General features: G+C 65.8%; 17 protein-coding genes. 9 read left to right on the top strand and 8 right to left on the bottom strand.

What is annotated here, in order from left to right:
* From KAK11_RS11725 to KAK11_RS11710, 4 genes are all read left to right on the top strand, one after another.
* Positions 1–711 carry a SapC family protein gene (locus tag KAK11_RS11725; RefSeq protein ID WP_210809309.1) on the top strand — a complete coding sequence of 237 codons (711 nt, stop codon included), beginning with the start codon at positions 1–3 and terminating at the stop codon, positions 709–711.
* On the top strand, positions 704–1,705 hold the full coding sequence (locus tag KAK11_RS11720; protein ID WP_210809308.1) for a cupin-like domain-containing protein: 1,002 nt from the start codon (positions 704–706) through the stop codon (positions 1,703–1,705). Before KAK11_RS11725 ends, KAK11_RS11720 begins: the two co-directional genes overlap by 8 nt.
* Before the next feature lie 4 nt (positions 1,706–1,709).
* The gene (locus KAK11_RS11715; protein ID WP_210809307.1) at positions 1,710–3,260 is read left to right on the top strand and encodes a tryptophan halogenase family protein; all 1,551 of its coding nucleotides are present in this window, start codon (positions 1,710–1,712) and stop codon (positions 3,258–3,260) included.
* 260 nt (positions 3,261–3,520) lie between these two features.
* The gene (locus KAK11_RS11710; RefSeq protein ID WP_210809306.1) at positions 3,521–4,186 is read left to right on the top strand and encodes a tRNA-uridine aminocarboxypropyltransferase; all 666 of its coding nucleotides are present in this window, start codon (positions 3,521–3,523) and stop codon (positions 4,184–4,186) included.
* 7 nt (positions 4,187–4,193) lie between these two features.
* On the opposite strand, the gene KAK11_RS11705 is transcribed toward KAK11_RS11710, so the two are convergent.
* The 6 genes from KAK11_RS11705 to modA all read right to left on the bottom strand — a co-directional run bounded on the left by KAK11_RS11705 (position 4,194) and on the right by modA (position 8,664).
* On the bottom strand, positions 4,194–4,853 hold the full coding sequence (locus KAK11_RS11705) for a glutathione S-transferase family protein (RefSeq protein ID WP_210809305.1): 660 nt from the start codon (positions 4,851–4,853) through the stop codon (positions 4,194–4,196).
* Positions 4,854–4,957: 104 nt separating this feature from the next.
* On the bottom strand, positions 4,958–5,671 hold the full coding sequence (locus KAK11_RS11700) for a hypothetical protein (protein ID WP_210809304.1): 714 nt from the start codon (positions 5,669–5,671) through the stop codon (positions 4,958–4,960).
* A complete protein-coding gene (locus tag KAK11_RS11695; protein WP_210809303.1) occupies positions 5,668–6,489 on the bottom strand; it encodes a TOBE domain-containing protein in 822 nt (273 codons plus the stop codon). The genes KAK11_RS11700 and KAK11_RS11695 overlap by 4 nt, the downstream gene beginning before the upstream one ends.
* Positions 6,490–6,507: 18 nt before the next feature.
* Positions 6,508–7,194 carry an ABC transporter ATP-binding protein gene (locus KAK11_RS11690; RefSeq protein WP_210809302.1) on the bottom strand — a complete coding sequence of 229 codons (687 nt, stop codon included), beginning with the start codon at positions 7,192–7,194 and terminating at the stop codon, positions 6,508–6,510.
* A complete protein-coding gene (gene modB / locus KAK11_RS11685; protein WP_210809625.1) occupies positions 7,191–7,886 on the bottom strand; it encodes a molybdate ABC transporter permease subunit in 696 nt (231 codons plus the stop codon). The genes KAK11_RS11690 and modB overlap by 4 nt, the downstream gene beginning before the upstream one ends.
* Before the next feature lie 10 nt (positions 7,887–7,896).
* Entirely contained in the window at positions 7,897–8,664 is a 768-nt protein-coding gene (modA, locus tag KAK11_RS11680) for a molybdate ABC transporter substrate-binding protein (protein ID WP_210809301.1), read from the bottom strand.
* Between the two features lie 155 nt (positions 8,665–8,819).
* Here modA and KAK11_RS11675 point away from each other — a divergent pair, with 155 nt between their 5' ends.
* Positions 8,820–9,359, top strand: a complete 540-nt coding sequence (locus tag KAK11_RS11675; RefSeq protein WP_210809300.1) for a DUF2478 domain-containing protein — start codon at positions 8,820–8,822, stop codon at positions 9,357–9,359.
* 134 nt (positions 9,360–9,493) lie between these two features.
* On the top strand, positions 9,494–11,041 hold the full coding sequence (locus KAK11_RS22200; protein WP_310737793.1) for a methyl-accepting chemotaxis protein: 1,548 nt from the start codon (positions 9,494–9,496) through the stop codon (positions 11,039–11,041).
* Positions 11,042–11,045: 4 nt separating this feature from the next.
* Here KAK11_RS22200 and KAK11_RS11665 read toward each other — a convergent pair whose 3' ends face one another.
* Positions 11,046–13,010: a sigma-54-dependent Fis family transcriptional regulator gene (locus KAK11_RS11665; protein ID WP_210809299.1), complete on the bottom strand. Its 1,965-nt coding sequence runs from the start codon at positions 13,008–13,010 to the stop codon at positions 11,046–11,048.
* A 303-nt stretch (positions 13,011–13,313) separates the two neighbouring features.
* Here KAK11_RS11665 and exaC point away from each other — a divergent pair, with 303 nt between their 5' ends.
* The 3 genes from exaC to KAK11_RS11650 all read left to right on the top strand — a co-directional run bounded on the left by exaC (position 13,314) and on the right by KAK11_RS11650 (position 16,886).
* Positions 13,314–14,837, top strand: coding sequence for an acetaldehyde dehydrogenase ExaC (gene exaC, locus KAK11_RS11660; protein ID WP_210809298.1), 1,524 nt, complete (start codon positions 13,314–13,316; stop codon positions 14,835–14,837).
* 104 nt (positions 14,838–14,941) lie between these two features.
* Complete coding sequence (locus KAK11_RS11655) at positions 14,942–15,337, top strand: DUF779 domain-containing protein (protein ID WP_310737792.1); 396 nt, start codon at positions 14,942–14,944, stop codon at positions 15,335–15,337.
* An 82-nt stretch (positions 15,338–15,419) separates the two neighbouring features.
* Complete coding sequence (locus tag KAK11_RS11650; protein ID WP_246498839.1) at positions 15,420–16,886, top strand: cytochrome P450; 1,467 nt, start codon at positions 15,420–15,422, stop codon at positions 16,884–16,886.
* Positions 16,887–16,902: 16 nt separating this feature from the next.
* On the opposite strand, the gene KAK11_RS11645 is transcribed toward KAK11_RS11650, so the two are convergent.
* Positions 16,903–17,676 carry a LamB/YcsF family protein gene (locus KAK11_RS11645; protein WP_210809296.1) on the bottom strand — a complete coding sequence of 258 codons (774 nt, stop codon included), beginning with the start codon at positions 17,674–17,676 and terminating at the stop codon, positions 16,903–16,905.
* Position 17,677 lies beyond the last annotated feature (1 nt).

Here is a 17,677-nt window from a genome sequence, read left to right as displayed (position 1 = left end):
ATGGCCCAACACGTTTTGCTCAACAACGTCGAGCACCACGACCTGCGGGTCATCACCCGCCGGGATGCCGCTTTGGGCGATGCGGTGATGTTGGCCCACACCTTTCCGGCGGAGTTCCGGGCGCTGCAGGCCCATTACCCCATCGTTTACCAAAAGACGGCCGATGGCCTGAGCTTTCAAGCGGTGGCCCTGCTGGGCCTTCAGCCCGGCCAAAACCTGTTTTTGGACGCGCAGGGCTGGGACGCGGCCTACATCCCGCTGGCCCTGCAGCGCCTGCCTTTTTTGATTGGGCGCGACGGTCAAGGCTTGCAAGTGCATGTGGACCTGGACAGCCCGCGCCTCAGCCGCAGCCAGGGTGAGCCTTTGTTTTTGCCCCATGGCGGAACTGCGCCTTACCTTCAGCGCATCAGTGACATCTTGGGCGCCATCCACCACGGTGTGCAGCAGGCCGATGAGTTCTTGCGTGCGCTCTTGAGCCACGACTTGCTGGAGCCCTTTGTGCTGGAAACCCAGGACGCCCAGGGCCAAGCGCACAAGTTGGGTGGCTTCTACACCGTCCATGAGGACCGTTTGGCGGCCTTGCAGGCCGCAGACTTGGCGGAGCTGCATGCGCAGGGCCACCTGCAATGCCTCTACATGATGCTGGCCTCACAGTCGCAATTTGCGAGCTTGATGGAGCGTCAAGCACGGGCGCTCGCTGCGCATGTCTGAGCCCGCTGCATCGCCCGCAGGGCTGGCGCCGGCACTGCCCTGGTCAGGCCCGGCACCCAGCCAGCCGGTGCTGCTCAAGGGTTTGGTGAGCCACTGGCCGGTGGTGCAGGCCGCGCGGCAGTCCCCAGTGGCACTTGCGGCCTATGTGAAGCGCTTTTGCCAGCCTGAGGTGGTCACGCTCTGGCGTGCGCCCGCCAGTGCACATGGGCGCTTTTTCTATAACGAACGCTTTGACGGCTTTAACTTTGCGGCCGAGCATGCCCGCTTAGATGAAGTGCTGAGCCAGCTCGTGGCGGGCGCTGGCCAGCCCCAGGCCGATGCGCTCTATGTGGGCTCCACCACCGTGGAGCGCGTTTGCCCAGGCTTTCAGGGGGAGAACGACGTATCAGGCTTGCCACAAGAGGCCTTGATGAGCCTCTGGATGGGCAACCGCACGCGCATTGCCGCGCATCAAGATGTGCCCGACAACCTGGCGTGCGTCGCGGCCGGGCGGCGGCGCTTCACCCTCTTTGCGCCCGAGCAGTTGCCGAATCTCTACATCGGCCCGCTCGACTTCACGCCTGCGGGCCAGCCCATCAGCTTGGTGGACATGACAGAGCCTGATCTAGCGCGTTACCCCCGCTTTGCACAGGCTCAGCAGGCGGCGCAGGTGTTTGAGCTGGAGGCGGGCGATGCGCTCTTCATCCCCAGCCTGTGGTGGCATCAGGTCGAGGCCTTGGACAGCGTCAACCTGTTGCTGAACTACTGGTGGCGGTCCAGCCCCGCCTTCATGGACCCGCCGATGGCGGCATTGCTGCTGGCGCTGTCGTCTATACGCGATTTGCCGCCGGCCCAGCGCCAAGCCTGGGCGGCGCAGTTCCACCACTATGTGTTTGCTGACCCGCCCACCCGCCACGCCCATATTCCGGCACACGCCCTGGGCTTGCTCGGCCCCCTGAGCCCCGAGCGGGTTCGGCCCTTGCGGGCGCGCTTGCTGCAACTTCTGAACCGCTGACACCATGACCCAGCCGACTTTGCCAACACCCGCTACACAGGCCACTGCTGCGGCGAGCCCCAAGCCCATTCGCAAAGTGGTGATTGCTGGGGGCGGCACGGCCGGCTGGATGGCTGCCGCCGCCCTGGGCCGCACCCTGGGCAAACGGCTCGAAATCTGCTTGGTCGAGTCCGATGAGATTGGCACCGTGGGGGTGGGCGAGGCCACCATCCCGACACTGCTGACTTTTCATCAATTGCTGGGCATCCAAGAGCAGGCCTTCATGTCGGCCACGCAAGCCACCTTCAAGCTGGGCATCCAGTTTGAAAGCTGGCGTCAGGTGCAAGAGGATTACATCCACTCCTTCGGCCTGACCGGCAAAGACCATTGGACGGCGGGTTTTCAGCATTTTTGGCGCAAGGGGCGTGAGCGCGGCTTGGCGGGCGACTATGGCGACTACTGCCTGGAGCTGCGCGCGGCCCAAGAGAGCAAGTTTGCCCACCGCCCCAGCAGCGGGCCACAGACCCCGCTGAACTACGCCTTCCATCTGGATGCCACCCGCTATGCCCGCTTTCTGCGCAGCTTCAGCGAGGGCTTTGGCGTCAAGCGCCGCGAGGGCAAGATCAGCGCTGTCCACCAAGACCCCCACTCCGGCCACATCAGCGCCCTGCAACTGACCGACGGCTCGCGCTTGGAGGGCGACCTGTTCATCGACTGCACCGGCTTTCGCGGCTTGTTGATTGGCGAAACCTTGGGAGTGCCTTGCGAGGATTGGTCGCATTGGTTGTTCTGCGACCGTGCCCTGGCTGTGCAGACCACCAGCACGGGCGAGCCGGTGCCCTTCACCCGCTCGATGGCGCACGGAGCGGGCTGGCAGTGGCGCATTCCGCTGCAGCACCGGGTGGGCAATGGCCTGGTGTGGTCCAGCCGCTTCATGAGTGACGACGAGGCCCAGCAGACCCTGCAAGGCCGCATCAGCGGCGAGGTGCTGACACCGCTGCGCCCCATCTCCTTCGAGCCCTGCCAGCGCGAGAAGACCTGGGTGGGCAACTGCGTGGCCTTGGGGCTGGCCAGCGGCTTCCTGGAGCCTTTGGAGTCCACCAGCATCCACCTCATCCAGCGCGGCATTGTGCGGCTGCTGCAAATGTTCCCCAACGAGGGCATCAGCCCCAGCGATGTGGCCGAATACAACGCCCAATCCCGTGACGAGATCGAGCACATCCGCGACTTCATCATCCTGCACTACAAGGTGACCCAGCGCGCCGACACGCCCTTCTGGCAGGCCTGCCGCGACATGAGCATCCCGCCCAGCTTGCAGCACCGCATCGAGCTGTTTCAAGAGACCGGCCGGGTCTTCCGCAAGGGCAATGAGCTGTTTGCCGAGAACTCCTGGATCCAGGTCATGCTGGGCCAAGGCCTTTGGCCCCGCCAGCACCACCCCAGCGCGGACCTGATGGGCGACGAGGAGCTGAGCCACTTCCTGGGGCAGATCCGCGAGGGGGTGGAGGCGGCGCTGGAACACCTGCCCAGCCACCAGAGCTATGTCAAACGCTTTTGCCCGGCCATGGCGCCCTGAGGTGCCTCACATGAGCGCATTGGGCCGCCGCACGCGGCCTTGCGCCCCCGGGTGACTGAGGCGGGCGCAGACTTGCGCTAGTGTGGTGTTTGACGCTTGATGGAACAAATAAAGTCGATGGATTTTGGGTCAGGGCAAGGCGCAAACCGCAGCGATACCCCGTGGTATCGCGAGGATTTGCAACGCCGCCATGGCGCAAAAGACGCGGCTTTATGTTCCAGATAGCGTCGAACACCACACTAGGGTGCAGGCACCCGCCCATGACGACCTTGCCCCATCTCAGCCCCGCCCGCAGCCCCACCCGCCGCCCCACTTGCCCGCGCTGCAGCCGCCCCTTGCGCGCCTGCCTGTGCCCCTGGGTGCGGCCCACCCCGAACCAAGCGCGGGTGTTGATCTTGCAGCACCCGCTGGAGGCCGGCCAAGCCAAAGGCAGTGCCACGCTGCTGCGCCTGAGCTTGGCGCGGGCTCAGTGGGAGGTGGGTGAGCAGTTTGACGAGGCCGCACTGCAGCAGTGGCTCGGCCCACCAGGGCAGGCCGTCTTGCTCTACCCCGCCACACCCCCGGCCGAGCCCCGCAGCCTGGATGTGGCCGACGCCACCGCCATGCGGCACTTCACGCCCAGCGCATCCACAAACTTGAGCCAGCTCTGCCTGGTGGTGCTGGACGCCACCTGGCGCAAAAGCCGCAAGCTGCTGCACTGCAACCCTTTGCTTGGCACGCTCCCGCGCCTGAGCTTGCAGGCGCCACCGCCCAGCCTCTATGCCCCTTTGCGCAAGGCGCAGCAGCCGCAGCACCAACGCTCCACCCTGGAGGCCACCGCGCTGGCCCTGCAGCAGCTAGAAGGCGACGCGGCGCGCTATCAGCCGCTGTTGGCGGCGTTTGCGGGCTTTGTGGCGGCGCAGGGTGAGTTCGCGGCCCAGTCCTAACCGGCCCCTAAGCAGTTGCAGGCTGCGGGGACACCCCTTGCGCCAAGGCTGCGTCTCGCTGCGCCTGCAGTGCCCGTTGATACGCAGGCCGGGCTTGCAGCCGCTGCCAATAGGCCGCCACGTTCGGGCCAAACGCGCTGCTCAGCCCGATCAGCTCGGCCAGCATCAGTGCATAGCCCACCGCCACATCGGCGGCCGTGAAGCGCCCGGCGCACAGCGTGTCGGCCTCTTGCAAAGCCGCCTCTGCCGCCCGCAGCCGCGCTCCAAACCAGCGGCTGTAGTCCTCCACCACCTGAGGCTGCTGTCGCTCTGGCGGCTCAAAATGGCTGTAGCGCAGCACCAGTGTTTGCGGAAAGGTCAGGGTCGCGTCGCTCATGTGCAGCCAGTTCAGATAGGCACCATAAGCGGGGTCATGCGCAGCCACCTCCAGCACCCCAGGGCTGAAGCGCGCCGCCAAGAACTGGCAGCACGCGGCCGACTCGGTCAGCCGCACGCCTTCTACCTCCAGCAGCGGCACCGTGCCCAGCGGGTTCAGCGCCAGATAGTCCCGTGACTGCACCCGTGGCGGAAACGGCCACATCTTCAGCGTGTAGGGCAGCGCCAACTCCTCCAACAGCCAAAGAGGGCGAAACGAGCGGGCGCTGACGCAGTGGTGCAAGGTGATCATGGTGGACGCATGGTGCCATAGCGGCGACTCAGCTTGGGCCTAGGTCAGTGCCTCGCTTCATCGGCCCGACGCGTGCGAAGTGGTACAGAGGCGTCGCACGCGCGTCAGCGAGCTTTGTCCAGTACATAGTCAGGCCCATAGACCTCGCAGACCTTCTCCAGCGCCTTGGAGGGGGGCGCGACGACGACCCACCGGTTTGCCGACTTCGTGGTGAAGCGACAGTCGGGGCTGGGCCCGTCGTTCGAAGCGCCGATGGCTGCATCAAGCAGGCCAACGTCAATCCGATAGTGAAGGTCAGTGTCCTTAATGAGGCGGGCTTGTGAAGGCAGCTTGTAGGCCTGGAAGTGCCAGGTGCAGCAGCCGGCTTTGCCGCCCTCGATCAAGTAGCCGCTGATCACCTCGACCTCTGAGGTCCCGCCGGCATACAGCAAGAACAGTTCCGTTCCAGCGGCGTTGAGCTTGTATAGCGCTCGCTGGCAAACCGAGCCCGATCCGCAAGCTCCGGTCAGCTCCAGTTCGCTGAATCCGTCACCGTCGATGTCCTTCAGTGTGGCGCCACCTGTCGGAGCCCGATCGGTGGATTGGCGAAATCGGTGCAGAACCGTTTGGGCGCCGGAAGCGCGTTGGAGGCTGACCGTGATGCGCCGTTCGGTGGGCCTTGTGCATTCGCGGGTACTGACAATGATGGTGTTGCCGTCGCGTTGCCGCGCCTGCTGAAGCTTATCCTCACACGGCGTGGCGCGGGCACCAAAGGCGGCGCTCAGGCCCAGCATCAACGTGAATAGCGCCGCCGTCTTCGGATGCTGGTGCAGTCTCAATTCACCACCCCCAACACCACCTCCGACGCCTGCACCAGCGCCACCACGGGGCCGCCCACCTGCAGCCCCATGTCCGCCACGGCGGCTTGGGTGATGATGGCGACAATGTGGGCGCCGTGGGCGCTGTGCACCAGCACTTCTGCATTGACGGCGCCGGGGGTGATTTGGGCCACAGTGCCGGGCCATTGGTTGCGGGCAGAGAGCTTGGTGCCCGTGCCCACCTCGGTGGCCAGCATCACGGCGCTGGCTTTGACCAGGGCGATGACGGTTTGTTTGGGGCGCAGGCCCAGGGCTTGGGTGCTTTCGTGGGTGATGGTGGCCCATAGGCGCTGGCCGCCAGGCAGGGCCAGTTCTACCTCGTCGTTCACGGCCCCGGCGCGCAGCGCGGCCACGCTGCCTACCCATTGGTTGCGGGCGCTGGTTTTCATGGTCATCACATTCAGCAGGCTGAAGGGCTGGCTCAGGTCCAGCCCATGTTGGTCGAGCTGGCTCACAAAGCGTTGGTGGACGGCGTCCACTTCTTCATAACGCTGAATCAAAGCCAGTCCGTAATCTGTGAGCTTGGCGCCGCCACCACCCCGGCCGCCCGTGCTGCGCGCCACCAGCGGCTGGCTGGCGCGCTCGTTCATGGCGTGGATGGCGTCCCAGGCGGCTTTGTAGCTCATGCCAAAAGCCTTGGCCGCTGCGGTGATGCTGCCATGCTGGGCGACGGCCTTGAGCAGGGCGATGCGGCCGTGGCCGCCCAGGGGCTGATCACCGGCGGTGAGCCACATGGAGCCTTGCAGGCTGAGGCGAGGGCGTTTGGGAGGGCGGGCCATGGTGGTTGGGGTGCAGTTTCAGCGCTGGGGCGGGGGCAGGCGCAGCACTTCGCCGCTCAGGGCGCCTAGGGCGGCCACGTCGTGCTCGTCATGGGTGATCAGCAGTACCGGCAAGGCCAGCTCGGCCAGCAGGGCGGCGAGGTCGTCGCGCAGGCGTTGGCGCAAGGCCGGGTCCAGCGCGGCAAAGGGCTCGTCCAGCAGCAGGGCGCGGGGCTGGCTCATCAGGGCGCGGGCCAGGGCGGTGCGCTGCTTTTGCCCGCCGCTGATTTGGTGCGGTAAGTGCTGGGCCACGGCGCTCAGGCCCATGCGGGCCAGCATGTCAGTGACAGCCGCTGGCGTGTGCCCGGCAGTCGGGTTGCGCCAGCCGGTGCGCAGCGCAAAGCCAATGTTTTGCGCCACGCTGAGGTGGGGAAACAGCGCATAGTCCTGCGCCACCCAGCCCAAGCGGCGTTGGTGGGCGGGGGTGTGCAGGCCGGCGGCGTGGTCGAACAAGGTGTGGCCCTGCAGGCGGACATGGCCGGCATCGGGCCGCAGCACACCGGCCACCATCTTCATGGTTTGGGTTTTGCCGCTGCCGCTTTCGCCCAGCAAGATCAGGCGCGGCGCGTGGCACTGCGCCGCCACGTCGAGCGTGAAGGGGTGTTGGGCGTGGGGCCAATGCTTGCGCAGGGCCAGGTCCCAGGTGGGGGGCGTGTGGGTGCTCATCGCAGGCTCTCTGGCGCGCGGCCCTGCCAGGGCGAGAGCCGCCCGGCCAGCAGCAGCACCGTGATGCAGACGGCCGAGATGACCCACACCAGTTGCAAGGCGGCGTCGTCTTGCCCGGCTTGCACGGCTTCGTACACCGCAATCGACAGGGTTTGCGTTTTGCCGGCAATCGAGCCCGCCACCATAAGCGTGGCGCCAAACTCACCCAGCGCGCGGGCAAAGGCCAGCAGCAGGCCGGCCAAGATGCCGCGCCACGCCAAGGGCAAAGACACCCGAAAGAACACCGCCCATTCAGACAGCCCCAGGCTGCGGGCGGCGTCTTCCAGCGCCGCGTCCACGCCCTCAAAGGCCGCGCGGGCGGCTTTGAAGACCAGCGGAAAGGCGACGATGGTGGCAGCAATCACCGCGCCCTGCCAGGTGAAGATGAGCCGAATGCCAAAGGTCTGCAACAGCCACGCGCCCAGCGGCCCTTGGCTGCCGATCAAGACCAGCAGGTAGTAGCCCAGCACGGTGGGCGGCAGCACCATGGGCAGGGTCAAGAGGGCGTCGATCAGGTCGCGCGCCAAACGCCAGCGTGGCGGCCCCAAGCGGGCCAGGGCCCAGCCTGCACCCACCCCCAAGACGAGGTTCAGCGCGGTGGCCCAGCCGGCCACCTTCAAGGTCAGCCATAAAGGGGTCCAGACGCCGTCCAGCATGGGTGGCTCAGGGCTTGCCAAAGCCATGTTTGGCGAGCACAGCTTGGGCTTCTGGCTTGAGCAAGAAGGCCATGAAGCGCTGGGCGTCTACCGGGTTGGGTGCGGCCTTCAAGGCCGCGGCTGGGTAGCGCACCGGCTGCGGCGTGGGCACGGTGAAGGCCACGCGCACTTTGTCGGGCATCAGGGCGGCATCGGTGGCATAGACAAAGCCAGCGTCCACCTCGGCGCGGGCCACATAGTCCAAGGCCTGGCGCACATTGTTGGCGCCAATCATCTTGGCCTCGATGGCGGCCCAGCGCCCCTCGGCCTGCAGCACGCTTTGGGTGTAGCGGCCCACCGGCACGCTGGCGGGCAGGCCGATGGCAATGCGGGCGTAGCGGGCGGTGGTCAGCTCGGCGGTGGTCTTGGGCGTGTCGGCAGCGCCTTTGGGCACGATGAGCACCAAGGTGTTGGAGGCGATGTCTTTGCGCTGCCCGGCCTCTAACAGACCCCGGCCTTGGGCTTGGTCCATGGTCTCTGGGTCGGCGCTCACGAACACGTCCACCGGGGCTCCTTTGCTGATCTGCGCCAGCAGTGCCCCCGAGGCTCCAAAGTTGAACTGCACCGTGCTGCCGGGGTGGGCGGCCTCGTACAGCGGCTTCAGGTCTTTGAAGGCGTTGGTCAGGCTGGCGGCGGCGCTGACGGTCAACTCGCCGGCCTGCACCGCGAAGGCGCTGAGGCTCACCGCCAGGGGCAGGGCAAGGCGAGACAGACGTTGTAGCAGGGTCGGCAACATGGGGCGAAGAAGGGATGCGATATATCCAAGTATATATAGCGATAGCGCCGGTCTGCATTGCGCAAGCGCATTTCAATTCTGAGTCCAAGCGAAGCGCTGACATCCAGGCGATGTAGCCAACGAGATATGACAAGCCACTGGCTATGATGCCCACCATGCAGCACCCTGAGATCAAAATGGCCGCGCTTCACGACGACGGCACCGGCAATGTTCACGCCCTGTTGCGTGCCTTGGTCGCCGAGTGGCGCGCCCAGGGTCGCGATGTGCAGGGCTTGGTGACCCGCCCGGGCCCACCCGGTGCGGCCTGCAGCGCCGACATGGTGCTGGTGGATGTGGTGACAGGGGACGAATACCTGATCAGCCAAAACCTGGGCAAAGACGCCCAAGGCTGCCGCGCCGACCCTGCAGGCTTTGCCCGCGCCAGCCAAGTGCTGCGCCGTGCAGCGGACGCGCCGGCCGCGCTGGCGGTGTCCAACCGCTTTGGCAAGCTAGAGAGCCTGGGCGAGGGCTTTGCCGACGAGCTGATGGCCTTGCTCAGCGCCGAGGTGCCGGTGCTCACGGTCGTCTCGGCCCAGCATCGCGAGGCTTGGGACACCTTTACGGGTGGAGCGCCGGTGTTGGCCGCTGAGGCCGAGGTGGTGCGGCGCTGGGCGGGCCTCGGGCCGCAGCTTGCAGGGGCCGTGGCTGTGGGCTGAAGTGCCCCCGATTCGGTCTGCACTTTCCGAGATTGCCCCCGGGTGCCCCTGGACACACTAACGCCCCGGGGTATGGTGCTTTTGCCTTGCCTCGTGCGTGTCTGTCCAACCCTTAGACCTGGAGTCCTGATTCCATGAAGCTTGCGAGCAAGTTGTTGACGGCGTTTGTGGGCGTGTGTGCTGCCGGTGCGCTGGTGAGCGCCGTGGGCATCTACAACATGTCGCGGATGAATGAATCTGCAGACAAGCTCTATAAGTTGGAGTTGGTGGCCATCTCACAGATCAAGGAGGCCAATATCCACCTGCTGTATGTGGGGCGTTCAGTGCGAAACGCGCTGCTGTCCAGCAGCGAAGGCCAGCGCGATGCGGCGTTTGCGAAGGCAGAGTCCGACGTGGCCGAGATGCGCAAGCTGCTGGACAGTGCCAAGCCCTTGTTCTGGAGCCCCAAGGGCCAGCAGGAGTTTGAGAAGCTAGAGGCGCAATGGGGCCAGTACAAGGCCAGCCTGCAGAAGTTCAAGACCTTGGCATCACAAGCAGAGCTTGCCCAGCAGCACGAAGCCACGACCTATATGTTTGGGGAGTACGGCAAGGTGGTGGCTCAGATGGACGAGCAACTCAGCGCACTGACCCAACTCAAGGAAGAGAACGGCCAGCGTGCCATTCAAGGGATTCAAGACAACTATCACGCCGCCATGACGCTGATGTTGATCTTGGTGCTGGCCGCCACCGCCACGGGCATTGGCATTGGCGTGTGGATCACCCGTGGCCTGATGCGCCACTTGGGGGGCGAGCCCGACGAGGCCGTGGCCTTGGCGCAGAGAGTGGCATCGGGCGACTTGAGTGTGCCCGTGGCACTACGCCCCGGCGACAGCGTCAGCGTGATGGCGGTACTGAGCACCATGCAATCCCATCTGGCCTCCATCGTGCGTGGGGTGCGCAACAACTCTGAGAGCGTGGCCACGGCCAGCGCCCAAATCGCACAGGGCAATGGTGACCTGAGTCAGCGCACCGAAGAACAAGCCAGCGCCCTGCAGCAAACCGCAGCCACCATGGAGCAGTTGGGCACCACCGTGCGACACAACGCCGATAGTGCCGAGCAAGCCAACCGTCTGGCCCAGAGTGCTTCGGTGGTGGCCACGCAAGGCGGAGAGGTGGTGGGCCAAGTGGTGAGCACCATGCAGGGCATCAGTGAGAGCAGCCGCAAGATTGGTGACATCACCGGCGTCATTGACGGCATTGCCTTCCAGACCAACATCCTCGCCTTGAACGCGGCGGTGGAGGCGGCCCGCGCCGGTGAGCAGGGCCGCGGCTTTGCTGTGGTGGCGGCAGAGGTTCGCACGCTGGCCCAGCGCAGTGCTGAAGCGGCCAAAGAAATCAAAGCGTTGATCGGCCGCAGCGTGGACCAGGTAGAGCACGGCACGGTGCTGGTCGACCAAGCGGGCAAGACCATGGGTGAGATCGTCCACTCCATCCAACGTGTCAGTGAGATCGTGGCCGAGATCACCCATGCCACCGTGCAGCAAAGTTCAGGCATCCAGCAAGTGGGCGACGCCGTCAGTCAGATGGACAAAGTGACGCAACAGAACGCCGCCTTGGTGGAAGAAAGCGCCGCGGCTGCCGAAAGCCTGCGCGACCAAGCTCAGCAGTTGGTCAGCGCAGTCGGCGTGTTCAAGCTGGCCTGATGCCCTAGAGGCGCTTATAGAGCGTGGTGCGGCTGATGCCCAACTGCCGCGCGGCTTCAGAGAGGTTGCCGCCACAGTCTTGCACCACTTGCTGCACCGTGTGGCGGGCTTGCTCGCGCAGGCCGCCCGGGGGCACCGCGACACGGGCGCTGCCCTGCGGGTGAGGGCGCAGTTCATCCATCAAGTCTTCGGGCAGATGGCCCCAGCTCAGCTCGGCCTCGTCGTCGCCCAGCAAGGCGCAGGCGGTTTGCAGGGCGTTGTGCAGTTGGCGCAGGTTGCCGGGCCAGCGGTAGGCGGCCAAGGCGGTGGCCACCTCGGGCGCCAGGCTCACCGGCCGCTGAGGGCACAAGCGCCCCAACATCAAGGCCACCAGGGCCGCAAAGTCTTGGCGCTCGCGCAAGGGCGGCAGGTTCAGCGTCAGGCCATTGAGGCGGTAGTACAAGTCTTCACGGAAGCGCCCGGCCTGCATTTCGCTGCGCAGTTGGCGGTGGGTGGCACACACCAGGCGGAAGCTCACCGGCACCGGCTGCCCGCCGCCCAGGGGGGTGACGTGGCGCTCTTGCAGCACCCGCAGCAGCCGGGCTTGCATGGCCAGGGGCATGTCGCCAATCTCGTCCAGGAACAAGGTGCCGCCGTTGGCCTCGCGGATGCGGCCGGGTGCGCCCTCGCGGCTGGCCCCAGTGAAGGCGCCGCCCTTGTAGCCAAACAGCTCGGCTTCGATCAGGCTTTCAGGAATAGCGGCGCAGTTGACGGCCACCAGCGGCCCGTTCTGGGTGCGGGCGCTGGCATGCAAGGCGCGCACAAACACCTCTTTGCCCACGCCGGACTCCCCTTGCAGCAGGATGGCAATGGGCTTGTCGATGACGCGCCGTGCGCGCTCCACGGCCGCTTGCAGCGTGGGGTCGCCCGTGTCCAGCGCGGCCAGGTCGTCGCTGCTGGGGTGGCTGGCCACGCGCGTGGCGCTGCGTGCCGGCAAGTCCTGCGCGCCGGTGGCGCTGCGCGGCACGCTGGCAGAGACACTGCGCAGGGCCTCGGCGCGCACCCACAGCACCTGGCCTCGCGCGCTGACCACGCGGCGCGGGGCCACGCCATCCTGGCGTGCCCAGGCCCAGAAGGTGCTCAGGGGAGTTTGCAAGGCCCGCTCGATGGCACTGCTGTGCAGGGCATCCCACAGCAAGCCCAGCAGCACCAGGGCTTGGCGGTTGGCACCCACCAAGCGGCCACTGTCGTCCAGGGCCAGCAGGCCTTCGGCCACGGTGGCAATGCCTTCGGGCTGGCTGTGGATGCGCAGCTTGAGATGGCCGGCATGCTGGTGTTCGAACAAGCGGTGCTCGATCATGTTGGCGGCGGTGCGCACCAGGCCCAGCGTGTGGCGGTGGTAGCTGCGGTGGTCGCCAGAGATGTCCAGTGCACCCAGGGTGCGGCCGGCCGGGTCAAAGATGGGCGCGGCGGTGCAGGTCAAAAAGCCATTGCGGGCCAAGAAGTGTTCACCGCCGTGGACCACGGTGGGGGCGCCATCGGCCAGTGTGGTGCCAATCGCGTTGGTGCCGCGCCATTGCTCGTGCCAATTGGCACCCGGGCGCAGGGCCACACGCTGGGCGCGGTCCAAGAAGGGCGCATCGCCCAGCGCTTGCAGCAACATGCCTTGGGCATCGGCCAGGATCACCATGCTGTTCGTGTCGCGGGTTTGCTCGGCCAAGAACTCCATCACCGGGCGGGCATGGGCCACCAGGGCTTGCTGCTGCTCCAGCGCACGCGCCAGTTGGGGTGCCGAGGCGTGCGGCGCTCCGGGTGGGCGGCCCGCCGGGGCCAAACCATGCTGAAGGCTGCGCTGCCAGCTTTGGTTCAGGCGCTCGCTGATCAAACCGGCTTGCACCAGGCCTTGGTCTTGCAGTTGCTGCCGCGCCAGTTTCAGGGCATGAGTGGGTGTGGGGCTGGTGTTTGGAAGTGGAGATGGTGTCAATGGCATGGTGGGTATCGCCCTGTCGCAGTTATGTTTTTGTGTTCATAGGGGTCTTCCTTGGTGAAGTGTGCGTGGCCTCTCCAAGCTGATGCGTTTGAGCGTGATGTGCCGGCTGGGCTGTTCAGGTTTTGAACATCTGCACGGTGCACCGCCGCACGGGCTGAACAGATTGCAAGTCCTGGGCCACGGTTTGCGCAGCCAACGCCGGGCTTGTGCGCAAACCAAGTTGGCACAAGGGGTGCAAAGCAGTGCCCGTGCTCAAGCAGAGGGTCTGCCCAGAGCCACTGACCTCAAGAACCGGAGACAGCCATGACCGTTTACGCACAGCCCAACACCCCTGGCGCCAAAGTCGCCTACAAGCCCCGCTACGACAACTTCATCGGCGGCAAGTTCGTGGCCCCACTGGGCGGCGAGTACTTTGATGTGATCACGCCCATCAGCGGCAAGGTCTACACCCAGGCCGCCCGCTCGAACGAGGCCGATATTGAGCTGGCGCTGGACGCCGCCCATGCCGCCGCACCGGCCTGGGGCCGCACGCCCATCACCGAGCGCGCCAATCTCTTGCTCAAGATTGCGGACCGCCTGGAGCAAAACCTCGAAGTGCTGGCCTATGCCGAGACGGTGGACAACGGCAAGCCCATGCGCGAAACGCTGAACGCCGACATCCCCCTGACCATCGATCACTTCCGCTACTTCGCGGGCTGCCTGCGTGCCCAAGAAGGTGCCTTGAGCGAGATCGACGGCAACACCATTGCGTATCACTTCCATGAGCCGCTGGGTGTGGTCGGCCAGATCATCCCCTGGAACTTCCCCATCCTGATGGCGGCCTGGAAGTTGGCCCCCGCCATTGGCGCAGGCAACTGCGTGGTCTTGAAGCCGGCGGAGTCCACCCCCATCAGCATCTTGGTGCTGGTCGAGCTGATTGCCGACCTGCTGCCTCCAGGGGTGGTCAACGTGGTCAACGGTTTTGGCCGTGAGGCGGGCATGCCGCTGGCCACCTCTAAGCGCATTGCCAAGATCGCCTTCACCGGCTCCACCGCCACCGGCAAGGTCATTGCCCAAGCTGCGGCCAGCAACCTCATCCCAGCCACACTGGAGTTGGGTGGCAAGAGCCCCAACATTTTCTTTGACGACATCGCTGCCCAAGACGATGCCTTCTTTGACAAGGCCATCGAAGGCCTGGTGCTGTTCGCCTTCAACCAAGGCGAGGTCTGCACCTGCCCCAGCCGCGCCCTGATCCAAGAATCGGTCTACGACAAATTCATGTCGCGCGCCCTGGACCGCATCAAGGCCATCAAGCAAGGCAACCCGCTGGACACCGACACCATGATGGGCGCGCAAGCCTCGGCCATGCAGATGGACAAAATCATGTCCTACCTGGCGCTCGGCAAGCAAGAAGGCGCGCAAGTGCTGATCGGCGGCGACCAAGCCAAGCTCAGCGGCGACCTGGCTGGCGGCTATTACATCCAGCCCACGCTGTTCAAGGGCCACAACAATATGCGCATCTTCCGCGAAGAAATCTTCGGCCCGGTGCTGGCCGTGACCACCTTCAAGACCGAAGAAGAAGCGCTGCAGATCGCCAATGACACGCCTTATGGCTTGGGCGCTGGCGTGTGGAGCCGTGACGGCAGCCGCGCCTACCGCATGGGCCGCGCCATTCAAGCGGGCCGTGTGTGGACCAACTGCTATCACGCCTACCCGGCGCACGCAGCCTTCGGCGGCTACAAGGAATCGGGCATCGGCCGTGAAACCCACAAGCAGATGCTGGACCACTACCAGCAGACCAAGAACCTGCTGGTGAGCTACTCGCCCAACGCGCTGGGCTTCTTCTAAACCATCACGGTTCGTGATCGGGTCGGCTCAAGGAGGGAAGTCCTTGGGCGGTCTCTTGCGGGGGCAGCTTGCGGGCTGCTCCTTTTTTTCTTTGGAGAATGCGTGTGGCCGATGTCCCCCGCGTTGTGGCCACCGAGGCCGCCCGAGCCCTGCTGGCCCGCTTGCGCGCCAAGCACGGCGAGATCCTGATCTACCAATCGCATGGCTGCTGCGATGGCTCCACGCCTATGGCCTTCAAGCCCGCCGAGCTGAGCCTGGGCCGTGACGACCTGCTCTACGCGGAAGTAGATGGCACACCCTTGTGGATGGGCCGCACCCAGGTGGACTACACCATCGGCACCCAACTGATCTTGGATGTGGGCCAGGGCAGCTTGGGGACCTTCTCTTTGGAAGATGGCGAAGGCCAGTATTTCAAGACGGCAAGCCGCGCTTGGACAGAGGAGGTATATGCCTGGCTCGAGCAACATCCTCTTGAAGGTCTGCCTGAAAAGCGGCGGTAAAGCAGGGCTGTTTTTCGAGGATCGAGGCCTTCCCGGGCTGGGCACACTGTGCTGAGACCTACTTCTCAGCAAAGGCCTGTCCATGCCTGCCCCGCTTCTTGCCCAGCCGCTGCCGCCCTCGGCCGAGATCCCCGGGCCCCGCATGGGCTTGTGGCGTGCGCTGCGGCATTCGCGCCAAATGCGCCGCGACTACCTGGGCACCTTGGACGAGTTGCATCGGCGCTTTGGCGACATCTCCAAAATGGGCTTGATCGTCGAGACCGTGGTCGACGTCTTCCACCCCGAGTTGGCCCGTGAGCTCTTGGTGGACCATGCGGCCCAGATCACCCGCTGGGAACGCGGCCCTGCCGTCTTTGCCCAATTGATGGGCCAGAGCGTGCTGGTGACCGAAGGGCAGACCTGGCAGCGGCAGCGCCGCATGCTGCAGCCCGCCTTCACGCCCAAGAAAGTGGCGGGCTATGCGCGGCTGATGACGGACGCAGCGCGCAGTGCCCTGGATGAGGTGCTGCCACCCGAGCAGCACCGCGCGACAGTGAATGTGGACGAGCTGTGGACCACTGTGGCCATGGACGTGATCCTGCGCACGCTCTTCTCCAGCCGCGCGCCGGACGACGCGCGTGCCGCAGGCCAGGCTGTGCAAGTGCTGGGCGCAGCCGCCATGCAAGAGATGATGCGGCCCTTTGCCTTGCCCGCGTGGTTACCGCTGCCGGGCCGGCGCGCCAAGGTGCAGGCGCTGGAGATGATGCGCGAGCTGGTGGGCCGCCACATCGACGAGCGCCGCCACGCTCCGGCGGATGACCCACGCCAAGACCTGTTGGCCATGTTGCTGGCGCTGCGCGACGAGCAGACCGGCGAGCCGCTGAGCCCCGTCGAGGTGTTTGACCAATGCATGGTGACCTTCCAGGCTGGGCATGAGACCACAGCCACCGCCCTGCTGTGGTGGACCCGCTTGATGGCCGAGCACCCAGGATTGGCGCAGCGTGCCCAGGATGAGGTGGACAGCGTGCTGCAAGGCCGCGAGCCCGAGGCGGACGATATGGCCCGCCTGCCTTGGCTGAGTGCCACCCTGAAAGAGGCCATGCGCCTCTACCCGCCCGTGGGCGCGCTGATGCTGCGCCGTGCCACCGAAGACTTCAGCCTGTGCGGCCGCCACATTCACAAAGGCTGGGTGCTGCGCGTGACGCCCTGGGTGCTGCAGCGCGATGCGCGCAACTTCCCCGACCCGCTGCGCTTCATGCCCCAGCGCTTCATGCCCGAGGCACCGCCCATCCCACGCGGCGCCTGGATGCCTTTTGGGGCCGGGCCGCGCGTCTGCATCGGCCAGCACTTCTCCATGCTGGAGATGACGCTGTTGGCCGCCATGCTGTTGCAGCGCTTCAACCTGTCCTTGCCCGCCCAGGCCCAGGCCTGCGTGCCCAAGCTCAACGTGACCTTAAGGCCTGAAGGGGCGGTGCCGGTGATGTTGACGCGCCGGATCCACCATGCACGGCAGCAGGCCCAAGTTCGCAGGCTTCAAGAGGCGCTGGCGGCGCTGGAGTGCGTAAACTAGAACTCAGATCACGCACTCAGATCACGCCCGGCAGGCCTTCCAAGGCCCAGCCCGCTTGCGTCAGGCGCTCGGCCAAATACCGCGCTGTCTCCACCGCCTCCGGCCCGTCCCCATGCACGCAGATGCTGTGGATGGCCGTGGGCAGACGCTGGCCGCTCAGGCTGATCAAGGCTTGTTCGCTGAGCATGCGCTCCACGTGCGCCCAGCTTGCGGCGGCGCCGTGCACCATGGCCTGCGGGTGGCTGCGGGGCACAAGTTGGCCGTCGTCTTGGTAGGCGCGGTCGGCAAAGACCTCCAGCGCCACGGGCAGGCCAGCGCGCTCGCCCGCGCGGGCGAGCGCCGAGTGGGCGGGGGCGAGCAAGATCAAATCGCGGTCCAGCGCCCGAACGGCCCTTGCCACGGTGTCGGCCAAGCTGTCGTCGGCCGAGGCCATGTTGCTCAGCGCGCCATGCGGTTTGACATGGCTGACGCGCCCGCCCTCGGCGGCGGCCAGGGCTTGCAGCGCGCCGATTTGGTAGATCAGCAGGGCTTCCAGTTCGCGGGCCGGGATGTCCATGCGGCGGCGGCCAAAGCCCTGCAGGTCGGGGAAGGACGGGTGGGCCCCCAGGCTCACGCCCTGAGCCAGGGCACGCTGCACCGTCTGGCGCATCACCCACGGGTCGCCTGCATGAAAGCCGCAAGCGATGTTGGCGCTCTTGACGATGCCCAGCAAAGCCTCGTCGGCGCCCATGGTCCAGGCGCCAAAGCTCTCGCCCAGGTCGGCATTCAAATTGATGAATTTTTGGCTCATA

The sequence above is a fragment of the Ideonella paludis genome (assembly GCF_018069865.1).
In the GTDB taxonomy this organism is placed as follows: Bacteria; Pseudomonadota; Gammaproteobacteria; order Burkholderiales; family Burkholderiaceae_C; genus Ideonella; species Ideonella paludis.
Note: the sequence above shows the minus strand (reverse complement) of the source record. Positions and strands in the feature narration are given on the sequence as shown.